This is a genomic window from Streptomyces sp. NPDC002935, from assembly GCF_040611295.1.
Taxonomy (GTDB): Bacteria; Actinomycetota; Actinomycetes; order Streptomycetales; family Streptomycetaceae; genus Streptomyces.
This window is the reverse complement of record NZ_JBEXNW010000018.1, coordinates 42,430-62,138: the sequence shown is the minus strand read 5'-3', so window position 1 is coordinate 62,138 and position 19,709 is coordinate 42,430. Positions and strand designations below refer to the sequence as shown.

17 protein-coding genes, 1 other RNA gene and 1 pseudogene are annotated in these 19,709 nt (G+C 72.0%); 9 read left to right on the top strand and 10 right to left on the bottom strand.

What is annotated here, in order from left to right; all coding sequences use genetic code 11:
- Window positions 1–117 precede the first annotated feature (117 nt).
- Complete coding sequence (locus ABZX90_RS24285) at window positions 118–876, top strand: SDR family oxidoreductase (RefSeq protein ID WP_355208104.1); 759 nt, start codon at window positions 118–120, stop codon at window positions 874–876.
- A 307-nt stretch (window positions 877–1,183) separates the two neighbouring features.
- On the opposite strand, the gene ABZX90_RS24280 is transcribed toward ABZX90_RS24285, so the two are convergent.
- Complete coding sequence (locus ABZX90_RS24280) at window positions 1,184–2,362, bottom strand: serine hydrolase (RefSeq protein ID WP_355207912.1); 1,179 nt, start codon at window positions 2,360–2,362, stop codon at window positions 1,184–1,186.
- Window positions 2,363–2,723: 361 nt separating this feature from the next.
- On the opposite strand from ABZX90_RS24280, the gene ABZX90_RS24275 reads away from it, so the two are divergent.
- Together ABZX90_RS24275 and ABZX90_RS24270 are read left to right on the top strand one after the other, a co-directional pair.
- Window positions 2,724–4,190, top strand: a complete 1,467-nt coding sequence (locus ABZX90_RS24275; protein ID WP_355207909.1) for an ABC transporter permease — start codon at window positions 2,724–2,726, stop codon at window positions 4,188–4,190.
- Window positions 4,191–4,279: 89 nt separating this feature from the next.
- Window positions 4,280–5,044, top strand: a complete 765-nt coding sequence (locus tag ABZX90_RS24270; RefSeq protein ID WP_351121944.1) for an ABC transporter ATP-binding protein — start codon at window positions 4,280–4,282, stop codon at window positions 5,042–5,044.
- Window positions 5,045–5,275: 231 nt separating this feature from the next.
- Here the strand turns inward: ABZX90_RS24270 and ABZX90_RS24265 are convergent, their stop codons facing one another.
- Window positions 5,276–5,602 (bottom strand): nuclear transport factor 2 family protein, encoded by a 327-nt coding sequence (locus ABZX90_RS24265; RefSeq protein ID WP_351121941.1) that lies wholly within the window; start codon window positions 5,600–5,602, stop codon window positions 5,276–5,278.
- Between the two features lie 132 nt (window positions 5,603–5,734).
- On the opposite strand from ABZX90_RS24265, the gene ABZX90_RS24260 reads away from it, so the two are divergent.
- The 3 genes from ABZX90_RS24260 to ABZX90_RS24250 all read left to right on the top strand — a co-directional run bounded on the left by ABZX90_RS24260 (window position 5,735) and on the right by ABZX90_RS24250 (window position 8,293).
- Complete coding sequence (locus tag ABZX90_RS24260; protein ID WP_351121938.1) at window positions 5,735–6,280, top strand: DoxX family membrane protein; 546 nt, start codon at window positions 5,735–5,737, stop codon at window positions 6,278–6,280.
- Window positions 6,281–6,315: 35 nt separating this feature from the next.
- The gene (locus tag ABZX90_RS24255) at window positions 6,316–6,756 is read left to right on the top strand and encodes a MazG-like family protein (protein ID WP_355207905.1); all 441 of its coding nucleotides are present in this window, start codon (window positions 6,316–6,318) and stop codon (window positions 6,754–6,756) included.
- 184 nt (window positions 6,757–6,940) lie between these two features.
- On the top strand, window positions 6,941–8,293 hold the full coding sequence (locus ABZX90_RS24250) for a hypothetical protein (RefSeq protein ID WP_355208101.1): 1,353 nt from the start codon (window positions 6,941–6,943) through the stop codon (window positions 8,291–8,293).
- Between the two features lie 147 nt (window positions 8,294–8,440).
- On the opposite strand, the gene rnpB is transcribed toward ABZX90_RS24250, so the two are convergent.
- The 4 genes and pseudogenes from rnpB to ABZX90_RS24230 all read right to left on the bottom strand — a co-directional run bounded on the left by rnpB (window position 8,441) and on the right by ABZX90_RS24230 (window position 12,292).
- Window positions 8,441–8,846: RNase P RNA component class A (rnpB, locus tag ABZX90_RS24245), an RNA gene on the bottom strand.
- 118 nt (window positions 8,847–8,964) lie between these two features.
- A pseudogene (locus ABZX90_RS24240) lies at window positions 8,965–9,744 on the bottom strand (DMT family transporter); the annotation flags it as partial.
- A 49-nt stretch (window positions 9,745–9,793) separates the two neighbouring features.
- Window positions 9,794–10,612, bottom strand: coding sequence for an AraC family transcriptional regulator (locus ABZX90_RS24235; RefSeq protein WP_355208098.1), 819 nt, complete (start codon window positions 10,610–10,612; stop codon window positions 9,794–9,796).
- A 246-nt stretch (window positions 10,613–10,858) separates the two neighbouring features.
- On the bottom strand, window positions 10,859–12,292 hold the full coding sequence (locus ABZX90_RS24230) for an RNB domain-containing ribonuclease (protein WP_355207902.1): 1,434 nt from the start codon (window positions 12,290–12,292) through the stop codon (window positions 10,859–10,861).
- A gap of 347 nt (window positions 12,293–12,639) precedes the next feature.
- Here ABZX90_RS24230 and yaaA point away from each other — a divergent pair, with 347 nt between their 5' ends.
- Together yaaA and eda are read left to right on the top strand one after the other, a co-directional pair.
- Window positions 12,640–13,440, top strand: coding sequence for a peroxide stress protein YaaA (gene yaaA / locus ABZX90_RS24225; RefSeq protein ID WP_355207899.1), 801 nt, complete (start codon window positions 12,640–12,642; stop codon window positions 13,438–13,440).
- Between the two features lie 199 nt (window positions 13,441–13,639).
- A complete protein-coding gene (eda, locus tag ABZX90_RS24220; protein ID WP_355207896.1) occupies window positions 13,640–14,284 on the top strand; it encodes a bifunctional 4-hydroxy-2-oxoglutarate aldolase/2-dehydro-3-deoxy-phosphogluconate aldolase in 645 nt (214 codons plus the stop codon).
- Between the two features lie 136 nt (window positions 14,285–14,420).
- Here the strand turns inward: eda and ABZX90_RS24215 are convergent, their stop codons facing one another.
- On the bottom strand, window positions 14,421–15,437 hold the full coding sequence (locus ABZX90_RS24215) for an NAD(P)-dependent alcohol dehydrogenase (RefSeq protein ID WP_355207893.1): 1,017 nt from the start codon (window positions 15,435–15,437) through the stop codon (window positions 14,421–14,423).
- Between the two features lie 144 nt (window positions 15,438–15,581).
- Between ABZX90_RS24215 and ABZX90_RS24210 the strand changes: the two genes are divergently transcribed.
- Complete coding sequence (locus ABZX90_RS24210) at window positions 15,582–16,382, top strand: helix-turn-helix transcriptional regulator (protein WP_351121922.1); 801 nt, start codon at window positions 15,582–15,584, stop codon at window positions 16,380–16,382.
- Window positions 16,383–16,394: 12 nt separating this feature from the next.
- On the opposite strand, the gene ABZX90_RS24205 is transcribed toward ABZX90_RS24210, so the two are convergent.
- The 3 genes from ABZX90_RS24205 to ABZX90_RS24195 are packed head-to-tail and all read right to left on the bottom strand — an operon-like array spanning window position 16,395 to window position 19,648.
- Window positions 16,395–18,044: a bifunctional RNase H/acid phosphatase gene (locus ABZX90_RS24205; RefSeq protein ID WP_355207890.1), complete on the bottom strand. Its 1,650-nt coding sequence runs from the start codon at window positions 18,042–18,044 to the stop codon at window positions 16,395–16,397.
- 12 nt (window positions 18,045–18,056) lie between these two features.
- The gene (locus tag ABZX90_RS24200) at window positions 18,057–18,800 is read right to left on the bottom strand and encodes a C4-type zinc ribbon domain-containing protein (RefSeq protein WP_351122266.1); all 744 of its coding nucleotides are present in this window, start codon (window positions 18,798–18,800) and stop codon (window positions 18,057–18,059) included.
- Window positions 18,797–19,648 carry a Nif3-like dinuclear metal center hexameric protein gene (locus ABZX90_RS24195; RefSeq protein ID WP_351121916.1) on the bottom strand — a complete coding sequence of 284 codons (852 nt, stop codon included), beginning with the start codon at window positions 19,646–19,648 and terminating at the stop codon, window positions 18,797–18,799. The genes ABZX90_RS24200 and ABZX90_RS24195 overlap by 4 nt, the downstream gene beginning before the upstream one ends.
- Window positions 19,649–19,709: the final 61 nt, after the last annotated feature.

Below are 19,709 nucleotides of genomic sequence, written 5' to 3'. Positions count from 1 at the left end.
GACCCCGAATCCGTCGAGCACGGACGCCGGATCGCCGAGCCCGGACGCCGGACTCGCCGAGGTCGCGCGCCGGATCCGCCGAGGTCCCCTCCCGTACGCTGCGGGCCCATGAACGCCATGCATCCCCTGCAGACGAAGATCGCGGTGGTGACCGGGGCGGGCTCCGGCATCGGCCGCGCGGTGGCCGCCGAACTACTGCGCACCGGCTGGTCGGTGGCGCTGGCCGGACGCCGGACCGAGACCCTGGAGGAGACGGCGGCCCTCGTACCCGAGGGGCCCTCGATCGCCGTGCGCGCGGATGTCTCGCGCCCCGACGAGGTGGCCGCCCTCTTCGCCGCCGCGCACGACCGGTTCGGGCGGCTCGACCTGCTGTTCAACAACGCCGGGACGTTCGGGCCGGGCGGCGTGCCGGTCGAGGACCTGCCGTACGAGGCCTGGCGGCACGTCGTCGACACCAACCTGAACGGCGCGTTCCTGTGCGCGCAGGCGGCGTACCGGCAGATGAAGGAGCAGGACCCGCAGGGCGGCCGGATCATCAACAACGGCTCGATCTCGGCCCACACGCCCCGCCCCCGGTCGATCGCGTACACCGCGACCAAGCACGCGCTGACGGGCCTGACCAAGTCGCTGTCCCTGGACGGGCGTCCGTACCGGATCGCCTGCGGCCAGATCGACATCGGGAACGCGGCCACCGAGATGACCGAGCGGATGCGGACCGGAACGCTCCAGGCGAACGGCGAACTGGCGGTCGAACCGGTGATGGATGTGGCCGATGTGGCGCGCACGGTGCGGCACATGGCCGAGCTGCCGCTGGAGGCGAACGTGCAGTTCGCGACCGTACTGGCGACCGCCATGCCCTATGTCGGGCGCGGCTGAGACATACGTACGGCGGGCCCCCGTGGTTCACCAAGAACTGGTCAACGGCTCAACCTGCACAAACGGAAGCTGACCCTCCGGACCATATAAGCCGTTAGTGCGCTTATGCTCAGCATCTCCCCCATCAGAGCTTCACACTTGGAGCACAAGACTTCGGTACGACCACGGTCCACACCGAGGGGGGAGGTGGCAGTCGCTCCGCGGCCCGGGTGGGGGCGGACCTCGCGCGGGACCGCGGGGTGTGCACCGGACCGCGGAGAGGCTGCCCCCGTCATCGCCGCCGACGGCTGCCTTCCGCCTCGGCCGACTACTCGGTCGACTCCTCGACGGGCTCCTCGACCGGCTCCTCGGCCGTCCGGCGCCTGCGGTTGCGCAGCACCAGCGCGCCGCCCACGAGGAGCGCGACCGCTCCCCCGGCCCCACCGACCAGCCCCCACGACGAGCCGTCCGCCGTCGCGGGCGCCGCCGGAGCTCCCGCCGCGGCCTTCGCCGCCTTCCGCGTGGGCGCCGCGCTCGCGCCGCCCTCGCTGAGCGGATCGACCAGCGTGCCGACCGGCTCGGCGTCCGCCGCGTTCTTGAAACCCCAGTCGAGCAGCTGGGCCGTCTCCTCGTAGACGCCGTTGCCACCGCTCTTCGGGTGCATCACCGTCACGAGGAGGGTCCGTCCGCCGCGGGTCGCCGCACCGGTGAAGGTGTTGCCGGCGTGGCTGGTGTAACCGTTCTTCACCCCTATGAGGCCGTCGTACGTCCCCAGGCCCCACGCGCCCGTCAGCAGACGGTCGGTGTTCTGGATCTGGAAGGTCTTCTTGCCTCCGGCCGGGAAGTCCGCGGTCTTCGTGGAGCAGTAGCCGCGGAAGTCGGGGTTCGCGAGGCCGTGACGGGCGAAGAGGGTCAGGTCGTACGCGGACGACAGCTGGCCCTTGTGGTCGAAGCCGTCGGGACTGACCACCCGCGTGTCCAGGGCCTGCAGATCCTTCGCCAGGGCCTGCATCTCGGCGACCGTCGCCGCGACACCGCCGTTCATGTGGCTGAGCACGTGCACCGCGTCGTTGCCGGAGCGCAGGAAGACGCCCTGCCACAGCTGCTCGACGGTGTAGGTGATGCCGGGCTTCACGCCTACGAGGCTGGAGCCCGCGGGGACATCGGCGAGGTCTGCGTCGGTCACCTTGTACGTCTGGGCGCGGTCGAACCTCTTCAGCACGGTGTCCGCGAAGAGCATCTTGAGGGTGGAGGCGGGTGCGAGACGCCGGTGCGCGTTGTACGAGGCGAGCACCTCGCCGCTCGTGTGGTCCGCGACCAGCCAGGCGCGGGCGGTTAGCCGCTTGGGCAGCCCCGACGCGCCGCTCACCTGGACTCCGGAGCGGGCCAGCCGCGCCCCGCCGATCGTCGTCGCGGCGTGCGCGGTCGTGGCCGTCGCGGCGGCGAGGGGTACGGCGGCGGCGAGGCCCAGAGCGGCACGGCGGGAAAGCCCGGAAGAATCACGCATCCCGGGACCGTACAAAGCCTGACCGGGAAGCCCGACAGCGGGGTGCTAAAGAGAAGGAACGCCGAGTCTCAAGCGGCGGTAAAACGGCCCGCGAAGACACGGGCCCGCCCCTCGACACCCTCCGCGATCCCACGGGGAGATGCCCGGAGAACGGGCCCGCCCGTCTCCACCAAGGCGCCACTCAACAGGCATTTCCTGGCAATGAGCCCTTGAGAGCTTAGGAATCGGCTGTCTGACGCAATTCTGATTCCGGGGTCCGGATTCTCAGCCCTCACACATCCCATACTCAGCCCGACTCAAAGGTTCCTTCATAGCTTGTGGCCGCGCCCACAGCGGGCGCCAAGAACCTTTGAGGAACGGGATGTTTGGCATCTATCTCAAGCGTGAGCTGAGCCGGCGCAAGAAGGCGGCGCTGGTGATCGCCCTGGGTCTGGCGCTCGGTATCGCGCTGGTCATCACCGTCAACTCGGTGTCGGCCGGCATGCAGCAGGCACAGGACAAGGTCCTGAAGTCGCTGTACGGGCTCGGCACGGACATGACGGTCACCAAGGCCCAGACGGCACCGACGGGCAACTCCTCCGGCCGGCCGAAGTTCGACTTCGACGCCAAGTCGGACAGCAGCAAGACACAGAGCTCGGACCGGGTGATGACCCAGGGCGGACAGTCCCTGAAGTCCTCGCTGGTCACCCAGGTCGCGGCCCAGAAGGGCGTGTCGAGCGCGGTGGGCGCGCTGAGCCTGAACGTCACCAAGGTCGACGGTTCCTTCACCCAGGGCAAGGCGAAGTCCTCGACGTCGGACTCCGGCCAGCAGGGCGGACCCGGCGGCCAGAGCGGCGGCAGCACCGCTGCGCCGCAGGTGCAGGGCGGCGGCGCCTCCTTCGACGTGAACTCGTACTCCGTCGCGGGCGTCGACGTGACCCAGCAGGACCTCGGACCGCTGGCCACCTCGAAGATCACCACGGGCAAGACGTTCACGGCCGCGCAGACCTCCGCGAAGGTCGCGGTGCTCAGCAAGTCGTACGCCAAGGAGAACAAGTACACGGTCGGCAAGACCTTCAAGATCTCCGGCACCAAGTACACGGTCATCGGCATCGCGACGCCCGACAGCAGCGAGTCGACCACCGACGTCTACCTGCCCCTGAAGCAGGCCCAGACGCTCGGTGACGCCAAGAACAAGGTCACCACGATCTACGTCAAGGCCACCGACTCGAAGCAGATCGACACGGTCAAGGCGACCATCCAGAAGAACATCTCCGGGACGACGGTCACCACCTCCGCCGACCTCGCGGACACCGTCTCCGGCTCCCTGTCCACCGCCTCGAACCTCGCCACCAGCGTCGGCAAGTGGCTGTCCATCGCGGTCCTCGTCGCCGCGTTCCTGGTCGCGGCGCTGCTCACCTCCTCCGCCGTCTCCCGCCGGGTGCGCGAGTTCGGCACCCTGAAGGCCCTCGGCTGGCCGTCCCGCAAGGTCACCCGGCAGGTCGTCGGCGAGTCCATCGTGAACGGTCTGCTCGGCGGCGTGCTCGGCATCGCCCTCGGTCTCGGCGCGGCCTACACCGTCACCGCGATCAGCCCGAAGCTGACGGCGGAGCTCGGCTCCACCGGCGGCGGTGGCGGCATGGGCGGCGGCCCCGGTGGCGGCGGCCCCGGGCAGGCGGCCTCCGCGGCCAAGAACACCATCGACATCGCGCTCACCGCGCCGGTCTCGGTGACCACCATCGCGCTCGCCGCGGGCCTGGCCATCACGGGCGGTCTGATCGCCGGCGCCATGGGCGGCTGGCGTGCCTCCCGGATGCGCCCGGCGGACGCGCTCCGCAGCGTCTCGTAACCCGTCCCCGGGCCACACCCCCAGAGCCGGGGCGCCGCGTCCACTCCCCCGGGCCGCGGCGCCCCACCCCTTCATCCTCGGAGAACCTCATGTACAAGCTCACCGGCGTCACCAAGCGCTACACGCGGGGCAAGGAGACGGTCGAGGCGCTGCGCGGCGTCGACCTCGCCATCGAGGACGGCGACCAGCTCGTCATCCAGGGCCCCACCGGCGGCGGCAAGTCGACGCTGCTCCAGATGATCGGCGGTCTCGACCGGCCGACCTCCGGCAGCGTCGAACTGGACGGCGTGGACCTCGCCTCCATCAGCGAGGCCAAGCTGACCCGGCTGCGGGCCGAGAAGATCGGCATCATCTTCCAGTCGTTCAACCTCATCCCGACGCTGACCGCGCAGGAGAACGTCGAGACCGCCCTCGTCCCCCTCGGTGTGAAGCCCGCCGAGCGGCGCGAGCGGGCCGCCGAGGCGCTTCGCTCGGTCGGTCTCGGCGAACGGCTCACGCACGTCCCGACCGAGCTGTCCGGCGGTCAGCAGCAGCGGGTCGCCATCGCCCGCGCCCTGGTCAAGAAGCCGAAGGTGCTGCTCGCCGACGAGCCGACCGGCAACCTCGACGAGGGCACCCGCGACGACATCATGGGCCTGCTCGAAGGGCTGTGGCACGAGTACGGGCTGACCTTCATCATGGTCACCCACGACTCGTCCATCGCCCGCCGCGCACCGCGCCTCGCGACCATCAAGGCCGGGCAGATCAGCCTGACCGAGCAGGGCGGTGCCCGCCGCGCCGTCCCTCAGCAGTCCGCCCAGCCGCCGGGACAGCAGCAGTACGCGCAGCAGTACGGCGCCGCCCAGGGCTACTGACCCACGGCGGCCCGGCCGCCCGTACGCGCCTCCGTGCGCGTCCCGTACGCGCCGCCGTACGCGTCCCGCACACGCCCTCGGGCCGCTCCCCGTCCGATCACGCCGTCGACCTCGGTCAACTGCGCGGCGGTGAGCGGCCCTTCGGCCTTCGCGCCCCTCGCCGGTATCGACCGGACAGGTCCTGGACGAGGGCGCCCGGACGGTAGCGCCTGACCGGTAACGCCCGGACGGTTACGCCTGGCCGGTCTCGAAGCGGCTGATCCTGCCGCCGTCGTCGACGACGAAGCTCCACTTCGTCTTCATCTCGCCCCAGGTGTCGTTGCGGTACCGCACGAGGAGCGAACGCCCGCCGTTGGACTCGTTGTCGACGTCCATGTGGCCGCGGGAGGAGAAGATCTCCCGGTCGGTCCAGTCGTCGAGGTCACGGTCGGATCCGTCGTCGGCCATCGTGGCGCCGGGCGCGAGAAGCGCCTCGAAAGCGTTCCGGTCGTGGGCGTTCACCGCGGTGACGAAGGCCCGGACGGCCGGGTCGCTGAGTTTCGCTACCGAAATCGTCATGGGAGTCAGACTCACACCGGTCCCCGACCCCCGCCACCCGAACGGCGGCGCGGGCACGCCGGGCCGATCCGATCGGTGCGACGGTGGACATCCGGGAGGGAACCGTTGCCGCTGTCTGCACTGGGAGTCACCGTGACCTGTTTCGACCGGCGTGATCTGGGACTGCTGCTGCTCCGTCTGAGCACGGGCGGCGTACTGGCAGCACACGGAACGCAGAAGCTGTTCGGCTGGTTCGGCGGAGGCGGCATCGAGGGCACCGGAGCGGCCATGGAGGCCATGGGCTACACGCCCGGGAAGGCGAGCGCCACGGCGGCCGGCCTCGCGGAGGCTGGCGGTGGCACTCTGCTGGCGCTGGGCCTCGCCACGCCCGCGGCCGGCGCCGCGGCGGCCGGCGCGATGGCCGGCGCGGCGGCGGTGCACGTACCGAACGGCTTCTTCGCGATGAGCGGTGGCTACGAGTACACGGCGTCGCTCGGCCTGGCCGCGGCGGGCCTCGCGGTGACGGGTCCGGGCCGGCTGTCCCTCGACCATCTGATGGGCCACGCGGTGAACCGCGGCTGGATGGTGCCGATCGCGCTCGGGACGACGGCGGCGGTCACCGCGGTCGTCGTGGGCATCCGGAACAACCGGGTGCGCCGGGCGAAGGAGGGCGAGCAGGAAGCCCTGTTCGACGAGTAGGAGTCGGCCCTTCGCGGCCTGGGGAGGCTGGGCCCATGGCTGACGACACCGCACACGATCCGGCCGGACGCACCGGCGCCGACAGCGCGGTGCGTGCCCCCGCCGAACCGGCCGGGAGCACCGCCGTCGACGCGGCCGCGGAGGCCCCCGGTCAGGATGTCTGGGACACGATCGAGGGGCTGCACACCTGGCTGGACGCCAACCGGGCCCACGGCGGCCGGGAGGGCCTGCTGTTGCGCGTGCTGAAGCTGTCGGAGGAGGTCGGCGAGGTGGCACAAGCGGTGATCGGCGCGACGGGCCAGAACCCGCGCAAGGGCGTGAGCCACACGTGGGACGACGTCCGTTCGGAGCTGTGCGATGTCGTGATCACGGCGATGGTGGCGTTGCGCACGCTCGCGCCGGACGCGCGCGAGGTCTTCGCGGCCCACCTCGCGTCCGTTTCCGACCGCTCGCTCGGGACGGCCTCAACTCCCTGACGAGGCACGGGACTCCGTGACCCGGCGCGCGTCGCGCCTGCGGTGACCGAAAGTGTTCACTCCGCAGATGCGTGTGCGCGGTATGGAGTTGGCGATCGCAGCTCAGCCTTCTCGTCGACGCAGAGCCGACGAAAGGGTCCCCGTGCAGGACTACGTTTTCTCCACAGGCCGCAGGACAGTCGCCATGATCGGTGGCGTGCTGACGCTCACGGCCGTGGGTCTGGGAAGCCAGGCACAGGCGGCGAGTTACGGCACGCCGAGCCTTTCGCTGTCGGCCGCGTATCTGTCGGGCGCGGTGGGCGCGACCGCCGATCCGGCCGTGAACGTGACCGTCGCGCAGAGCGGGGCCGACGTCGGCGCGCTCACCGTCACGGTCACCAAGAGCAGCAGGACCACGGTGGCGACCACGGCGGACGTCAGCGTCACCGGCACGGGCGCCACCCGCAAGGTCGTCGTCGCCGCGCGCGGCGAGGGCTACACCGACCTCACCGTGAAGGTGACCGGTGTCGACGGCCAGACGGCCACCAAGACGCTGCACTACGCCGCGTCGGGCGCCGTCCAATACGCCTCCGACAGCCGGTACTTCACCGGTTCCAGCGACGCCTCGGCGGCCGTCGACGCGGGCGGCGGCTACACGGTCGTCGCGGACGACGAGTCCAACATCCTGCGCCTGTACGACCGTTCGGCCTCGGGCGCTCCGGTCAAGACCTGGGACTTCTCCTCGAACATCGGCGCCTCCAAGGAGATCGACATCGAGGCCGCCACCCGCGTCGGCAACACCATCTACTGGACGGGCTCGCTCGGCAACAACAAGGACGGCGAGTACAAGGCGGACCGCAACACGGTCTTCACCACGACGGTGACCGGCTCCGGCGCCTCGACCGCCCTGACGTACGGCCGTTCGTACAAGAAGCTGCGGGACAACCTCGTCGCCTGGGACAAGGCGAACAGCAACCGCTACGGCTTCGCGGCGGGCACCGCGGCCGGCCAGATCCCCAAGCAGATCGACGGATTCAACGTGGAGGGCCTGGAGTTCGCGCCGGGCTCGACGACCACGGCCTACGTCGGCTTCCGCGCCCCGCTCGCCCCCGCGGTGCCCGGCGGCAAGGCCCTCATCGTGCCGGTCACCAACTTCGACAAGGTGCTGAGCAGCGGCACGTCGGCCACCTTCGGTACGCCGATCGAGCTCGACCTCGGGGGTCTGGCGATCCGCGACATCCGCAAGAACGCGTCGAACCAGTACCTGATCGTGGCCGGTTCCTGGGCCGCCGACGACAACTCCGACCCGTACGCCCTCTACTCCTGGGACGGCGTCGCGGGGCACGCGCCGGTCAAGCGCCTCGATCTGCCCACCTCAGACCCCGGCGGCTGGGAGGCGATCGTCGACGTCCCCGACCTCACCGTGTCCGGCGCCCGCACCCAGCTGATCACCGACGACGGCTCCGCCGATCTGTACGACGACGGCACGGAGGCCAAGGACCTCACCCACAACGAGTGGAAGAAGTCCCGCACCACCTGGTTCACGGTCACGAACTGAGGCTGCGGGAACCCGAGGGCACCCCAGGCGCCCACGCCTTGACCGACGGTCGAGGCGTGGGCGGTCGAGGAGGCGGGCAGCGCGAGGCGCCCGGATACGCCAAAGGGCTCCGACCCAGGTCGTAAGACCAGGTCAGAGCCCTGAAGGCAGACGAGTCGGGCTGTACGCCGGGTTCTGTCGCCCGGTCGCCTCGCGGCGGCCGGGGAGACGGCCATCCATCTAGGGCCGGCGTTGCCGCCGGCCTCGTGCGGTCTACCCGCGGACTCGGGCGGGCAGCCCTCGAACGTCCGCGCAGAGCCGCCTGTTACAGCGGCTCCTCTTGACCTTGCTCCGGGTGGGGTTTACCTAGCCGCCTGAGTCGCCCCAGGCGCTGGTGGTCTCTTACACCACCGTTTCACCCTTACCGGGAACCGGAGTTCTCGGCGGTTTACTTTCTGTGGCACTGTCCCGCGGGTCACCCCGGGTGGCCGTTAGCCACCACCCTGCCCTGTGGAGCCCGGACGTTCCTCGGGAAGGTCCACAAGAACCTCCACGCGGCCGTCCGCCCGGCTCGTCTGCCGTGTCGACCATGGTACCGGGCGGGCGGGACGCCGGGGACCGGCAGTCGCCGTGGCCAGGACCGAGCCCGCCAGGATGAGGGCGAAGGCGGCGAGGATGCCCGGGGTCAGTCGCTCGTTCAGGAAGACCGCGCCCGCCGCGACCGCGACCGCCGGGTTGACGTACGTGATCACCGTGGCCCTCGTCGGGCCCGCCTCCTTGATCAGTTCCAGGAAGGCCACGAAGGCGACGGCCGTGCAGACGACGCCCAGGCCCGCGAGGGCGGCCAGGACCTGTCCGGAAGGGACGGCGTCCGGCCGGGTGGCCGCCGCCGCGGGGGCGTAGACCAGCGCCGCCAGCGCCAGGCAGGGGGCCGTGAGGTGGAGCGACGGCACGTCCTTGAGGTGGCGGGCCGCGATGACCGGCGCGGTGGCGTAGCCCACGACCGTCAGCAGCACCTCGACGAGCGACCGGGCGTCGCCGCCGGTCAGGTGCGGGACGGTGAGGACCGCGACGCCGGTCAGGCCGAGCGCGAGGCCCGCCACGCGACGGCTACCGAGTCGTTCCGAGTCGCCGAAGAAGCGGGCCGCGGCCACGCCGATGATCGGCACTCCCGCGATCAGCAGGCCCGCGGTGGAGCTGGACAGATGGCGTTCGGCGTCCGTCAGGGTCCACCAGGGGACCATGATCTCGATGATTGCGAAGGCCAGCATCGGGCGCCAGTGGGCCCGAACGGTCCGGGTCAGGCCGCCCTGACGGATCGCGAAGGGCAGCAGCAGCGCGGCGCCGATCAGACAGCGCGTGAACACCACCACCGACGGGGACACCTCATCCACCGCCACTTTGATCATCAGGTAGGGGATGCCCCAGACCACTCCCATCAGGGAGAACAGGAACCAGCCGCGTGCAGTCATACGGGCAGTCTCTGCCGCCGTGCGGTGGCGCGTCTTGAACGCTGTTGCGCTACGAGGACGGAAACACGCTCGCGCGGTACGCCGCCGGCGTCACCCCCAGCACCCGGCGGAACCAGCGGGTCAGATGCGCCTGGTCCGCGAAGCCCACGAGCCCGGCGACATCGGCGGGGCGCAGTCCGGACTCCAGGAGCCGACGGGCCCGGTGCACCCGGTGCTGGGCCAGCCAGGCGTACGGCGGTATCCCCATCGTCGTACGGAAGGCGCGCAGGAGCTGGTAGCGGGACAGGCCCAGGTCCGTGGCGAGGGAGGCGAGGGAGGGCGGGGCCTGGAGTTCGTCGGCCAGGCGGTCCCGTACGGCGTCGGCTATGCGTGCGGCGCCCGGGATCTCGTCGCGGTCCGGGCGGGCCGTGGAGTGGCGCCGGGCCAGCGCGGCGAGCAGCCACGGGAAGCGGGACTCGGCCTCCAACGGGTCGGGGCAGGCGCTCAGTTCGGCGTGCGCGGCGCGCAGGGCGGCGGCGAGTTCGGGATCGTCGAGGAGGGGTTCACGGAAGTGCGGGAGGCCGCCGACGGCACTCTCGGAGAGCAGGGACGGCTCCGCGTACAGGGCCCGGTAGGCGTAGCCGTCGCAGGCCGCGGGGCCGCCGGTGTGCATCTCGCCGGGGGCCAGTACGACGATGGACCCCGGGCCGGTCCGGATGTGGCCGCCTCGGTAGTCGATGATCTCCGAGCCACCGACGCAGACGCCGATCGTGAACTCGTCGTGGGCGTGCGGCGCGTAGCGGTGCCGCTCGAAGCGGGCGGTCAGCAGGTCCAGGGGCCGGCCGTCCCGACCGAGGGTGGCCCGGGTCCAGCGGGCCTCTTCTTTCACGGATGCCTTCGCGGATTCGTTCGCGGATACCTTCGCGGAGCTCTTCAGGGACGCGGTCGCCCCGCGCGATACGGACGCGGTCGCCCCGCGCGATACGGACACCGTCGGCCCCCGCCGTACGGTCTCCGTCGTCTCTCCCCGTCCGGTCATGGCCCGCTCTCCCCCTCGCCACCGCGTTCGCCGCGTTCGCCGCTACGAGGGCAACACGCGCGTTCCCCGAATCCATGCCGGGGTTCGGCCCCGTGGTCAGGCAGGCGCGAACTGTACCTTCGCCGTTCCGGGGTCCGCCTGGGTGAGCCGGACCCGCAGGCGTTCGCCGAGGGGCAGGTCCGTCGTGCCGCCCGCGATCCGGGCGAAGACCGCCGGGGACTCCAACTGCACGGTGCCGACCGTGGTCTCGTGCTCCTGCACGTCCACCACGCAGGCCTCGAAGAGGTCGCCGACCCGGTCCTTGAGCAGGGCGGCCTCCACGATGTCGACGCACTCGCGCTCGACGGTGCCCGCGCGCCGACTGCCGTCCGCCATCTCCTTGGGCAGGGCGTCGAGGGCCGCGAGGACCCACTCGGGAGGCGGCTCACCGGCGGCGGCCGCGAGGCAGATCTCCGAGGTATAGCGGTCGGCGAGGCGGCGCAGAGGGGCCGTGCAGTGGGCGTAGGGCGCGGCGACGGCGGCGTGGGAGGTGACCTCGGGGAGGACCCCGTTCCGGAACACCGTGTAGCCGGCGCCGCGCAGCAGCGTCGTGCACTCCAGGAGGAAGGCCGCGTGGTGCGGCCAGTGCGGGTCGAGGGAGCGGATGAGCTGCGCGTACGAGACGTGGTGCGGCCAGTTGATACGCAGGGCCTTCGCCGTACGGCGGAGGCGGCCGACCGCGCCGTCGGGGGCGGCGGGGAGGGTGCGCAGGACCCCCGTGCCGTGCGCGAGCATCAGGTCGGCCGCCGCCATGCCGGTGAGCAGGGAGATCTGCGCGTTCCAGCCGTCGGAGGGGAGCGGGGCGCGGTAGACGAGTTCGTACATCCCGTCCTCCTCGACGATCTCCTGCTCGGGGACGTTGAGCGAGATGCCGCCGCGCTCTACCTCCAGTCGTTCGCGCGCCTCCCCGATGTCCTTGAGGAGGGCGAGCGGCTCTTCCGCCGTTCCTTCGTCGATCTGCCGCTGCACGTGCGCGTAGTCGAGCTTGGCGCGGCTGCGTACGAGGGCGCGGCATACGTCGGTCGACTGTGTACGCCCGTCCGCGTCGAGGTCGATCGTCCACAGCACGGCCGGGCAGGTCTGGTCGGGGAGCAGGCTGGCGGTGCCTTCGGAGAGCCGGGGCGGGTGGAGGGGGATCTTCTCGTCCGGGAAGTAGAGGGTCGTGACGCGGCGGTGGACCTCGGCGTCCAGGGCGCCGCCGGGTACGACGAAGGCGGCGACGTCGGCGATGGCGTACCGGACGCGGTAGCCGCCGTTCTCGCGTCGCGCGAGGTGCATCGCCTGGTCGAGGTCGGTGGACGTCGGCGGGTCGACGGTGAAGAGGGGGATGTCCGTCGCGTCGTACGTGGGCAGGCGGGGCGGCCGCCCGGCCTCCGCGAGGACCTCGGCCGGGAAGCTCTGGGGCACACCGAGCTCGGTCCGCAACGCGCCGAGGGCGGCTCGCAGCGGAGCCTCCGGTGCACCGGTGACACGGACGTGACGGCGAGGCATGGGTCGAGCGTAGGCCGGGGGCAGGCGTTGAGCACGCCGAGCCGAGCGGGAGGCCGACGGGTCCGGGGCGGGGGTGGCGCGGCGCGGTCCGGGTCGGGTCTGGCGCGGCGGGGTCCAAGCCCGGGTGTGGCGCGGCAGGAGCCGGGTCGGGGTGTGGCGCGGCAGGAGCCGGGCCCAGCATCTGGACGGGTCATCGGCAGGGCTGCCCCGTCCGAGTCCCCCGGCGGGATGGCCAGGCGGGGCCCGATGGAAACGAGGCCCGGTGGGGGCGGGGCCGGGCGGGGAAAGGGGGCCGGTCGTACCCCGTAGGCTGGCGCGGGCCCCATCCATCGTGAGGAGAACCAACCGTGCTCGTGCTGCTGCCGCCCTCCGAAGGCAAGGCCGCCTCCGGCCGGGGAACCGCGCTCAAGCCGGAGTCGCTGTCCCTGCCCGGTCTCGCGGAGGCACGCCAGGCGGTCCTCGACGAGCTGGTCGAGCTCTGCGCGGCGGACGAGGAGAAGGCCCGTGAGGTCCTCGGACTGAGCGAGGGACTGCGCGGCGAGATCGCGAAGAACACGGAACTGCGGACCGCGGGTGCGCGCCCGGCCGGGGAGATCTACACGGGGGTCCTGTACGACGCCCTGGACCTGGCCTCGCTGGACACCCCGGCCAAACGGCGCGCGGGCCGCTCGCTGCTGGTCTTCTCCGGGCTGTGGGGCGCGGTGCGGGTGACCGACCGCATCCCCTCGTACCGCTGCTCGATGGGTGTGAAGCTGCCCGGCCTCGGAGCGCTGGGCGCGCACTGGCGTACGCCGATGGCCACCGCGCTCCCCGAGGCGGCGGGGGACGGGCTCGTGCTGGACCTGCGGTCCTCGGCGTACACGGCCGCGTGGAAGCCCAAGGGCGAGGTCGCGGGGCGGACGGCGACCGTGCGGGTGCTGCACGCGCAGATGGTCGACGGGGTCGAGAAGCGTTCCGTCGTCAGCCACTTCAACAAGGCGACCAAGGGCAAGATCGTCCGCAGCCTGCTCACCACGGGCGCGGCGCCGAGGAACCCGGCGGAGCTGGTGGAGGCACTGCGCGACCTGGGGTACGCCGTGGAGGCGGAGGCCCCCGGCAGGGTGGGCAGGCCGTGGGCGCTCGACGTGGTGGTGAACGAGATCCACTGAGCGGCGATCCACCGCTCAGGCACCCTTTTCCTCACCCGTTTCCCCACCCCCTCCCGCACCCGCTTCCGCACCCCTTTCCGCACCCCTTTCGGCACCGCTTCCGCGCCCCCTTCCGCACCGCTTCCGCGCCCCCTTCGATGACATTGCAACATACGCAACGACCTTTGCGCATGCTGAACACCCCGGGCAGGATGTGGGCATGACCTCGCCGCTGCCCCCGTCTCCGCATGGCTCCGTCCTGGATCTCGCGCCCGTCGTCCCCGTCGTCGTGGTCGCGGACGCCGCCGACGCCGTGCCGTTGGCGCGGGCGCTGGTCGCCGGCGGGCTGCCCGCGATCGAGGTGACGCTGCGGACCCCGGCCGCGCTCGACGCGATCCGGGCCATCGCGGCCGAGGTGCCGGGCGCGGTGGTGGGCGCGGGCACGGTCCTGACGCCTGAGCACGTGGCGGAGTCGGTCGCGGCGGGCGCCCACTTCCTGGTCAGCCCCGGCTGGACGGACGTACTGCTCGGCGCGATGAAGGCGTCCGGGGTGCCGTTCCTGCCGGGGGTGTCCACCACGTCGGAGGTGGTGGCGCTGCTGGAGCGGGGGGTGCGCGAGATGAAGTTCTTCCCGGCGCAGGCGGCCGGCGGTACGGCGTACCTGAAGTCACTCGCCGGGCCACTGCCGCAGGCGCGGTTCTGCCCGACGGGGGGCATCGGCCCCGACTGCGCTCCGGACTATCTCGCGCTCCCCAACGTTGGCTGTGTGGGCGGCAGTTGGATGCTTCCGGCCGACGCGATCGCCGCGCGGGACTGGCGCCGGGTGGAGGGCCTGGCGCGGGAGGCCTCGGCACTGCGCCGGTAGCCCGCCCACCGCGGGGAACGCCCGCGACGTACCCCGCGGACCCGCCGAACGCTGCGAACGCCGCGAACCTCGCACCTCCAGCTCACGGCGCACGCTCGCTCAGCCCACGCTCGGCCCCGCTCGGCCCCAGCCCCGCTCAGCCCACGCGGATGACCACCTTGCCGAAGGCCACGCCGCTCTCGTAGTAACGGAACGCCTCGCGCACCTCGTCGAAACCGAAGACGCGGTCCACGACCGGGCGCGTGCCGTGCAGTTCCAGCGCCCTGTTCATGGACTCGAAGTGGGCGCGGCTGCCCACGAACACCCGGCGGATGGTGGCCAGACTCGCCGCGTACGCCGCATTGGAGATCTCGATACCGTGCTTGCGCGGATTGCCGGTGATCAGCAGCACGATCTGGCCGTAGAGCGCGGTGGCGCGCATCGACTGCTCGATGGTGTCGGGTCCATTGGTCTCGACGACGAGATCGGCGCCACGGCCACCGGTCAACTCCCGTACGACGAGGCCCCATTCGGGATTCTCGGCGTAGTTGACGACATGGTCCGCGCCGAGGGCCTTGAGGCGGTCCGCCTTGACCGCGCTCGATGTCGTCGCGATGACCTGGGCTCCCATCGTCTTGGCGAACTGCACGACGAAGAGGGACAGCGCGCCGGTGCCGAGGGTGAGTACGGTCCGGCCGGGGGTGAGCGGTTCGCCGCCCGTCAGGGACTGCCAGGCGGTCACCCCGACGCAGGGCAGACAGGCCGCCTCCTCCCAGGTCAGATGGTCCGGAACGCGGACCGCGGCCTCCTGGCTCAGGCAGGCGTACTCGGTCAGCATGCCGTCGAGGGTGGCGCCGGGCTGGTCGAACTGGGCCGGGGTGATCCGGCCGTCCAGCCAGTTCGGGAAGTACGTGCCCGCCACCCGGTCACCCACCGCGAACCGGGTCACCTCCGCCCCCACCGCGACGACCTCCCCCGCTCCGTCGCTCACCGGGATCACGTCCGGTACGGCCTTCAGCGGATAGGTCCCCTTCAGGATCAGCAGGTCGCGCTTGTTGAGGGAGACGGCACGGACACGGACGAGGATCTCGCGGGGCCCCGGTTCGGGCCGGGCCGACTCTCGCGGGACGATCCCGTCGACGATGCCGAGCGTTTCGAGGTGGTAGGCGCGCATGTCCGCTCCCTGCGTGGGCTCCCGAGTGGATGCGTCCATGCTGTTCGGTACGGCGCTGCCGCTCAATTCCCGGCGAGGTATGACACGGATCAGGTGGCGCCCGCTCCCGCGCCGCTGTCGTACCCGTGACGTACAACTGATCCCATGACGACCGGAATCTCCACCGAACCACCTCCCTTCGCCCGGGAGCTGCTGCGCTGGCGGCACGCCCGCCGGGTGAGCCAGCTGGAGCTCGCCTCCCGGGCGGGCACGACGCAGCGGTACGTCAGCTTCATCGAGCGCGGGCGTTCGGTGCCCGGCAGAGAGATCGTGATCAGGCTCGCGGAATCGCTGGGCCTGACCCTGCGGGAGCGCAACGCGCTGCTCCTCGCGGCGGGTTACGCGCCCGCGTTCACCGAGTCGGCGCTCGACGCGGCCGCGCTGGAGCCCGTACGGGAGGCGCTGGACAGCATTCTCGAAGGGCATCTGCCGTATCCGGCCGTGGTGGTGGGGCCGCGCGGTGAACTCGTCGCGGCCAACGCGGCGTTCGACGTCCTGACCGAGGGGGCGGCTCCGGAGCTGCTGGCACCGCCGGTGAACGCACTGCGGCTGGCCCTGCATCCTCGCGGGATGGCGTCACGGGTGGTGAACCTGGACGCCTGGGGGCAGCACATCGTGGAGAACCTGCGGGCCCGGGCCGCCCGCAGCCCCGATCCGCGTCTCGACGCGCTGGTGGAGGAGTTGGCGGAGTACGTGCCGGCGAGCGAGCCCGGCGCGGACTACCTCGGCTTCGCCGTGCCGTTGCGACTGCGCTGTCCGGAGGGCGAGTTGAGACTGCTCACCACACTGACGTCGTTCGCGACCGCGGTGGACGTCACGCTCGCCGAGCTCCATCTGGAGGCGTTCCTCCCGGCGGACCGGGAGACCGCCCGCATCCTGCGCGACCGTGCGGCGCGGCGCGGCTGACCACCAGGCCGCTCAGCGCAGATGAGAGGTGTCGTTGAACAGCCGGACGCTCGCGTTGCCGTCCGCGTAGTACGCCACCGCCGAGAGCGACGCCGCCGACAGTTCCATCCGGAACAGGGACTCCGGCGGGGCGCCGAGAGCCAGTCGTACGAGCGTCTTGATCGGGGTGACGTGCGTGACGAGCAGGACAGTGCGGCCCGCGTAGGAGGCGATCAGCTTGTCGCGGGTGGCCGTCATGCGGTGGGCGGTCGCGGCGAAACTCTCGCCGCCGCCGGTCGGTTCGGCCTCCGGTGAGGCGAGCCAGGCGTTCAGGTCGTCCGGGTGGCGTTCGCGCACCTCGCCGAACGTCAGCCCCTCCCAGGCGCCGAAGTCCGTCTCCCGCAGGCCGTCCTCGATGACGACGTCGAGGCCGAGCCGGGCGGCGACGGCCCCCGCGGTCTCCCGGGTCCGCGCCAGCGGGGAAGCCACGATCGCCTGGATGGTGCCGCGCGCCGCCAGCGCGGCGGCGACCCGCTCCGCCTGCTCCCGGCCCACGGCGGACAGCGACGGATCGCTGCCGCCACTGCCCGAGAACCGCTTCTGCGGGGTCAGCGGGGTCTCGCCGTGGCGCAGGAGAACGAAGGTGGCGGGCGCGCCCATGTCGGGGGCCGTGCCCCAGCCGGTCGTCGGTGCGGTGGTGGCCACGCTCTGCGCGGCCCGCCTGTCGTTCGCCTCTTTCGCGATCCGCCCGTCGGTCGCCGGCTTCGCGGCCCGCCCGTCGTCTGACGTTCTCGCGGCTTCGCCGCCGGGTGACGGGGTGGGACCCGTGGTCGTCGTCCGGGTGCCGGCCGGCCGTGGCTGGTCGCGCAGTTCCTCGCGCCCCTGAAGGGGCGCCTCTTCGTCGTCGGGTGACGGGGTGGGACCCGTGGCCGCCGTCCGCGTACCGGCCGCCAGTGGCTGGTCGCGCAGTTCCTCGCGCCCCTGAGGGGGCGCCTCTTCGCCGCCGGATGACGGGGTGGGACCCGTGGTCGTCCTCCCGGTGCGGGCCGCCAGTTGCTGGTCGCGCAGTTCCTCGCGCCCCTGAGGGGGCGCCTCTTCGTCGTCGGGTGACGGGGTGGGACCCAGGGTCGTCGTCCGGGTTTCGGCCAGGGCTGCCCGTGCCCTCGCCGCGCCCGCCTTGGCGTCGCCGGGCGGGCCCGTCGGCTCGGGCGCCGCGGACCGTGCGGCCCGGGCGTCCAGTTCCGCCGTCGACGCCGACGGTGACCAGGCCTCGCCGCGCTTGCCGGCGTCCATCGCCTCGTTGGCCAGTCGGTCCGCGTGCTTGTTCCGCTCGCGCGGCATCCACTCGTACGTGACCTGGGAGGGCGGGAGAACCCGGGCAGCCCGCGCCGCCAGCGGCTTCATGTCCGGGTGCTTGATCTTCCAGCGGCCGGACATCTGCTCGACGACGAGCTTGGAGTCCATCCGGACCCGGACCCGTGCGGTCGCGTCGAGGTCGCGAGCCGCCTCAAGCCCGGCGACCAGGCCCCGGTACTCCGCGACGTTGTTGGTGGCGATGCCGATGTACTCGGCGCGCTCCGCAAGCGTCTCGCCCGTGGCCGCGTCGATGACCACCGAGCCGTAGCCCGCGGGCCCCGGGTTGCCCCGGGAACCGCCGTCGGCCTCGACGATGAACTCCCGCACGCGCCGAACTCCCTACAGGCCGGACTCGGACGTGCGCACGAGGATGCGGTGGCAGTTCTCGCAGCGCAGCACGGTGTCGGGGGAGGCCGCCTTCACGTCGTTCACCTCGGTGATGTTGAGCTCCAGGCGGCAGCCCTCGCAGCGGCGCTGGTAGAGCCGGGCGGCGCCGACGCCACCTTGCTGGTCACGCAGCTTGGTGTACAGCTTGAGAAGATCGGCGGGCACCGACGCGGCGATGACCTCGCGCTCCTTGGTCAGCGTGGCCGCCTCGCCGTCGAACTCCTCGAAGGCGGCGTCACGGCGCCCGGTCGCGTCGTCGATCTTCGCCTGGACGGAGGCGTCGCGCTCGGTCAGCTCGGCGACCCGCTCCTGGGCGGACTCGCGGCGCTCCATGACCTCGAGGACGACGTCCTCCAGGTCGCCCTGGCGCTTGGCGAGGGAGACGATCTCGCGCTGGAGGTTCTCCAGGTCCTTGGGAGAGGTGACGGCACCCGAGTCGAGGCGCTGCTGGTCGCGGACGGCGCGCTGACGCACCTGGTCGACGTCCTGCTCGGCCTTGGTCTGCTCGCGGGCGCAGTCGCTCTCCTCGGTCTGCGCGGCGACGAGCAGGTCGCGCAGCTGGGTGAGGTCCTTGTTCAGCGACTCGATCTCGGCGTGCTCGGGCAGCGACCTCCGCTTGTGCGCGAGCTGCTGCAGGCGGGCGTCGAGGGTCTGGACGTCGAGAAGTCGGATCTGGTCGGCGGGCGCGGCGTTCAGTTGGGGGCTCCTGATGTGTCGGTGTGTGAGGCCGCGTGGGCGGTCCAGGGGTCGGTGACCGTCCGGGAGACGTGGACGCGCAGTCCCCATCCCTTCCGGTCGGAGATCTCGTCGAGCTGGGCGGCGGCCAGCTCGCACCAGGGCCACTCAGTGGCCCAGTGCGCCGCGTCGAGCAGCGCGAGAGGACTGTGGGCGCGGGCTTCCGACACCGGGTGGTGCCGCAGGTCCGCGGTGAGGAAGGCGTCGACGCCCGCGGCGCGCACATCGTCGAAGAGGCTGTCCCCGGAGCCGCCGCTGACCGCGATGGTCCGCACCACCGCCTCGGGGTCGCCCGCGATGCGGATGCCCTGCGCGGTCGCGGGCAGCCGCTCGGCGGCCCGCGCCGCGAGCTCGCGCACGGTGAGCGGGTGGTCCAGCTCACAGACGCGGCCGAGGCCACGGCGCCCTTCGGGGTCGGTGGGGTCCGGCACGAGGGGCCGTACGACCCGCAGGTCCAGCGCCCCGGCCAGGGCGTCGCTGACTCCCGGATCGGCGCGGTCGGCGTTGGTGTGGGCGACGTGCAGCGCGATGTCGTTCTTGATCAGCGTGTGCACGACGCGGCCCTTGAAGGTGCCGGCCGCGACGGTCGTCGTACCGCGCAGATAGAGCGGGTGGTGGGTGACGACCAGGTCGGCGTCCAGCTTCACCGCCTCGTCGACGATGTCCTGGACCGGGTCGACGGCGAACAGAACGCGCGTGACCTCCTGGTCGGGGTCGCCGCAGACGGTGCCGACCGCGTCCCACCCCTCGGCCCGCTCCGGGGGCCAGAGGGCGTCGAGCGCGGCGATGACTTCAGACAGACGGGGCACGGGGAAAGGCTACCTGGCTTATGTCCCTGTCCGACCGGTCGCGGACCACGGGACCGGCACC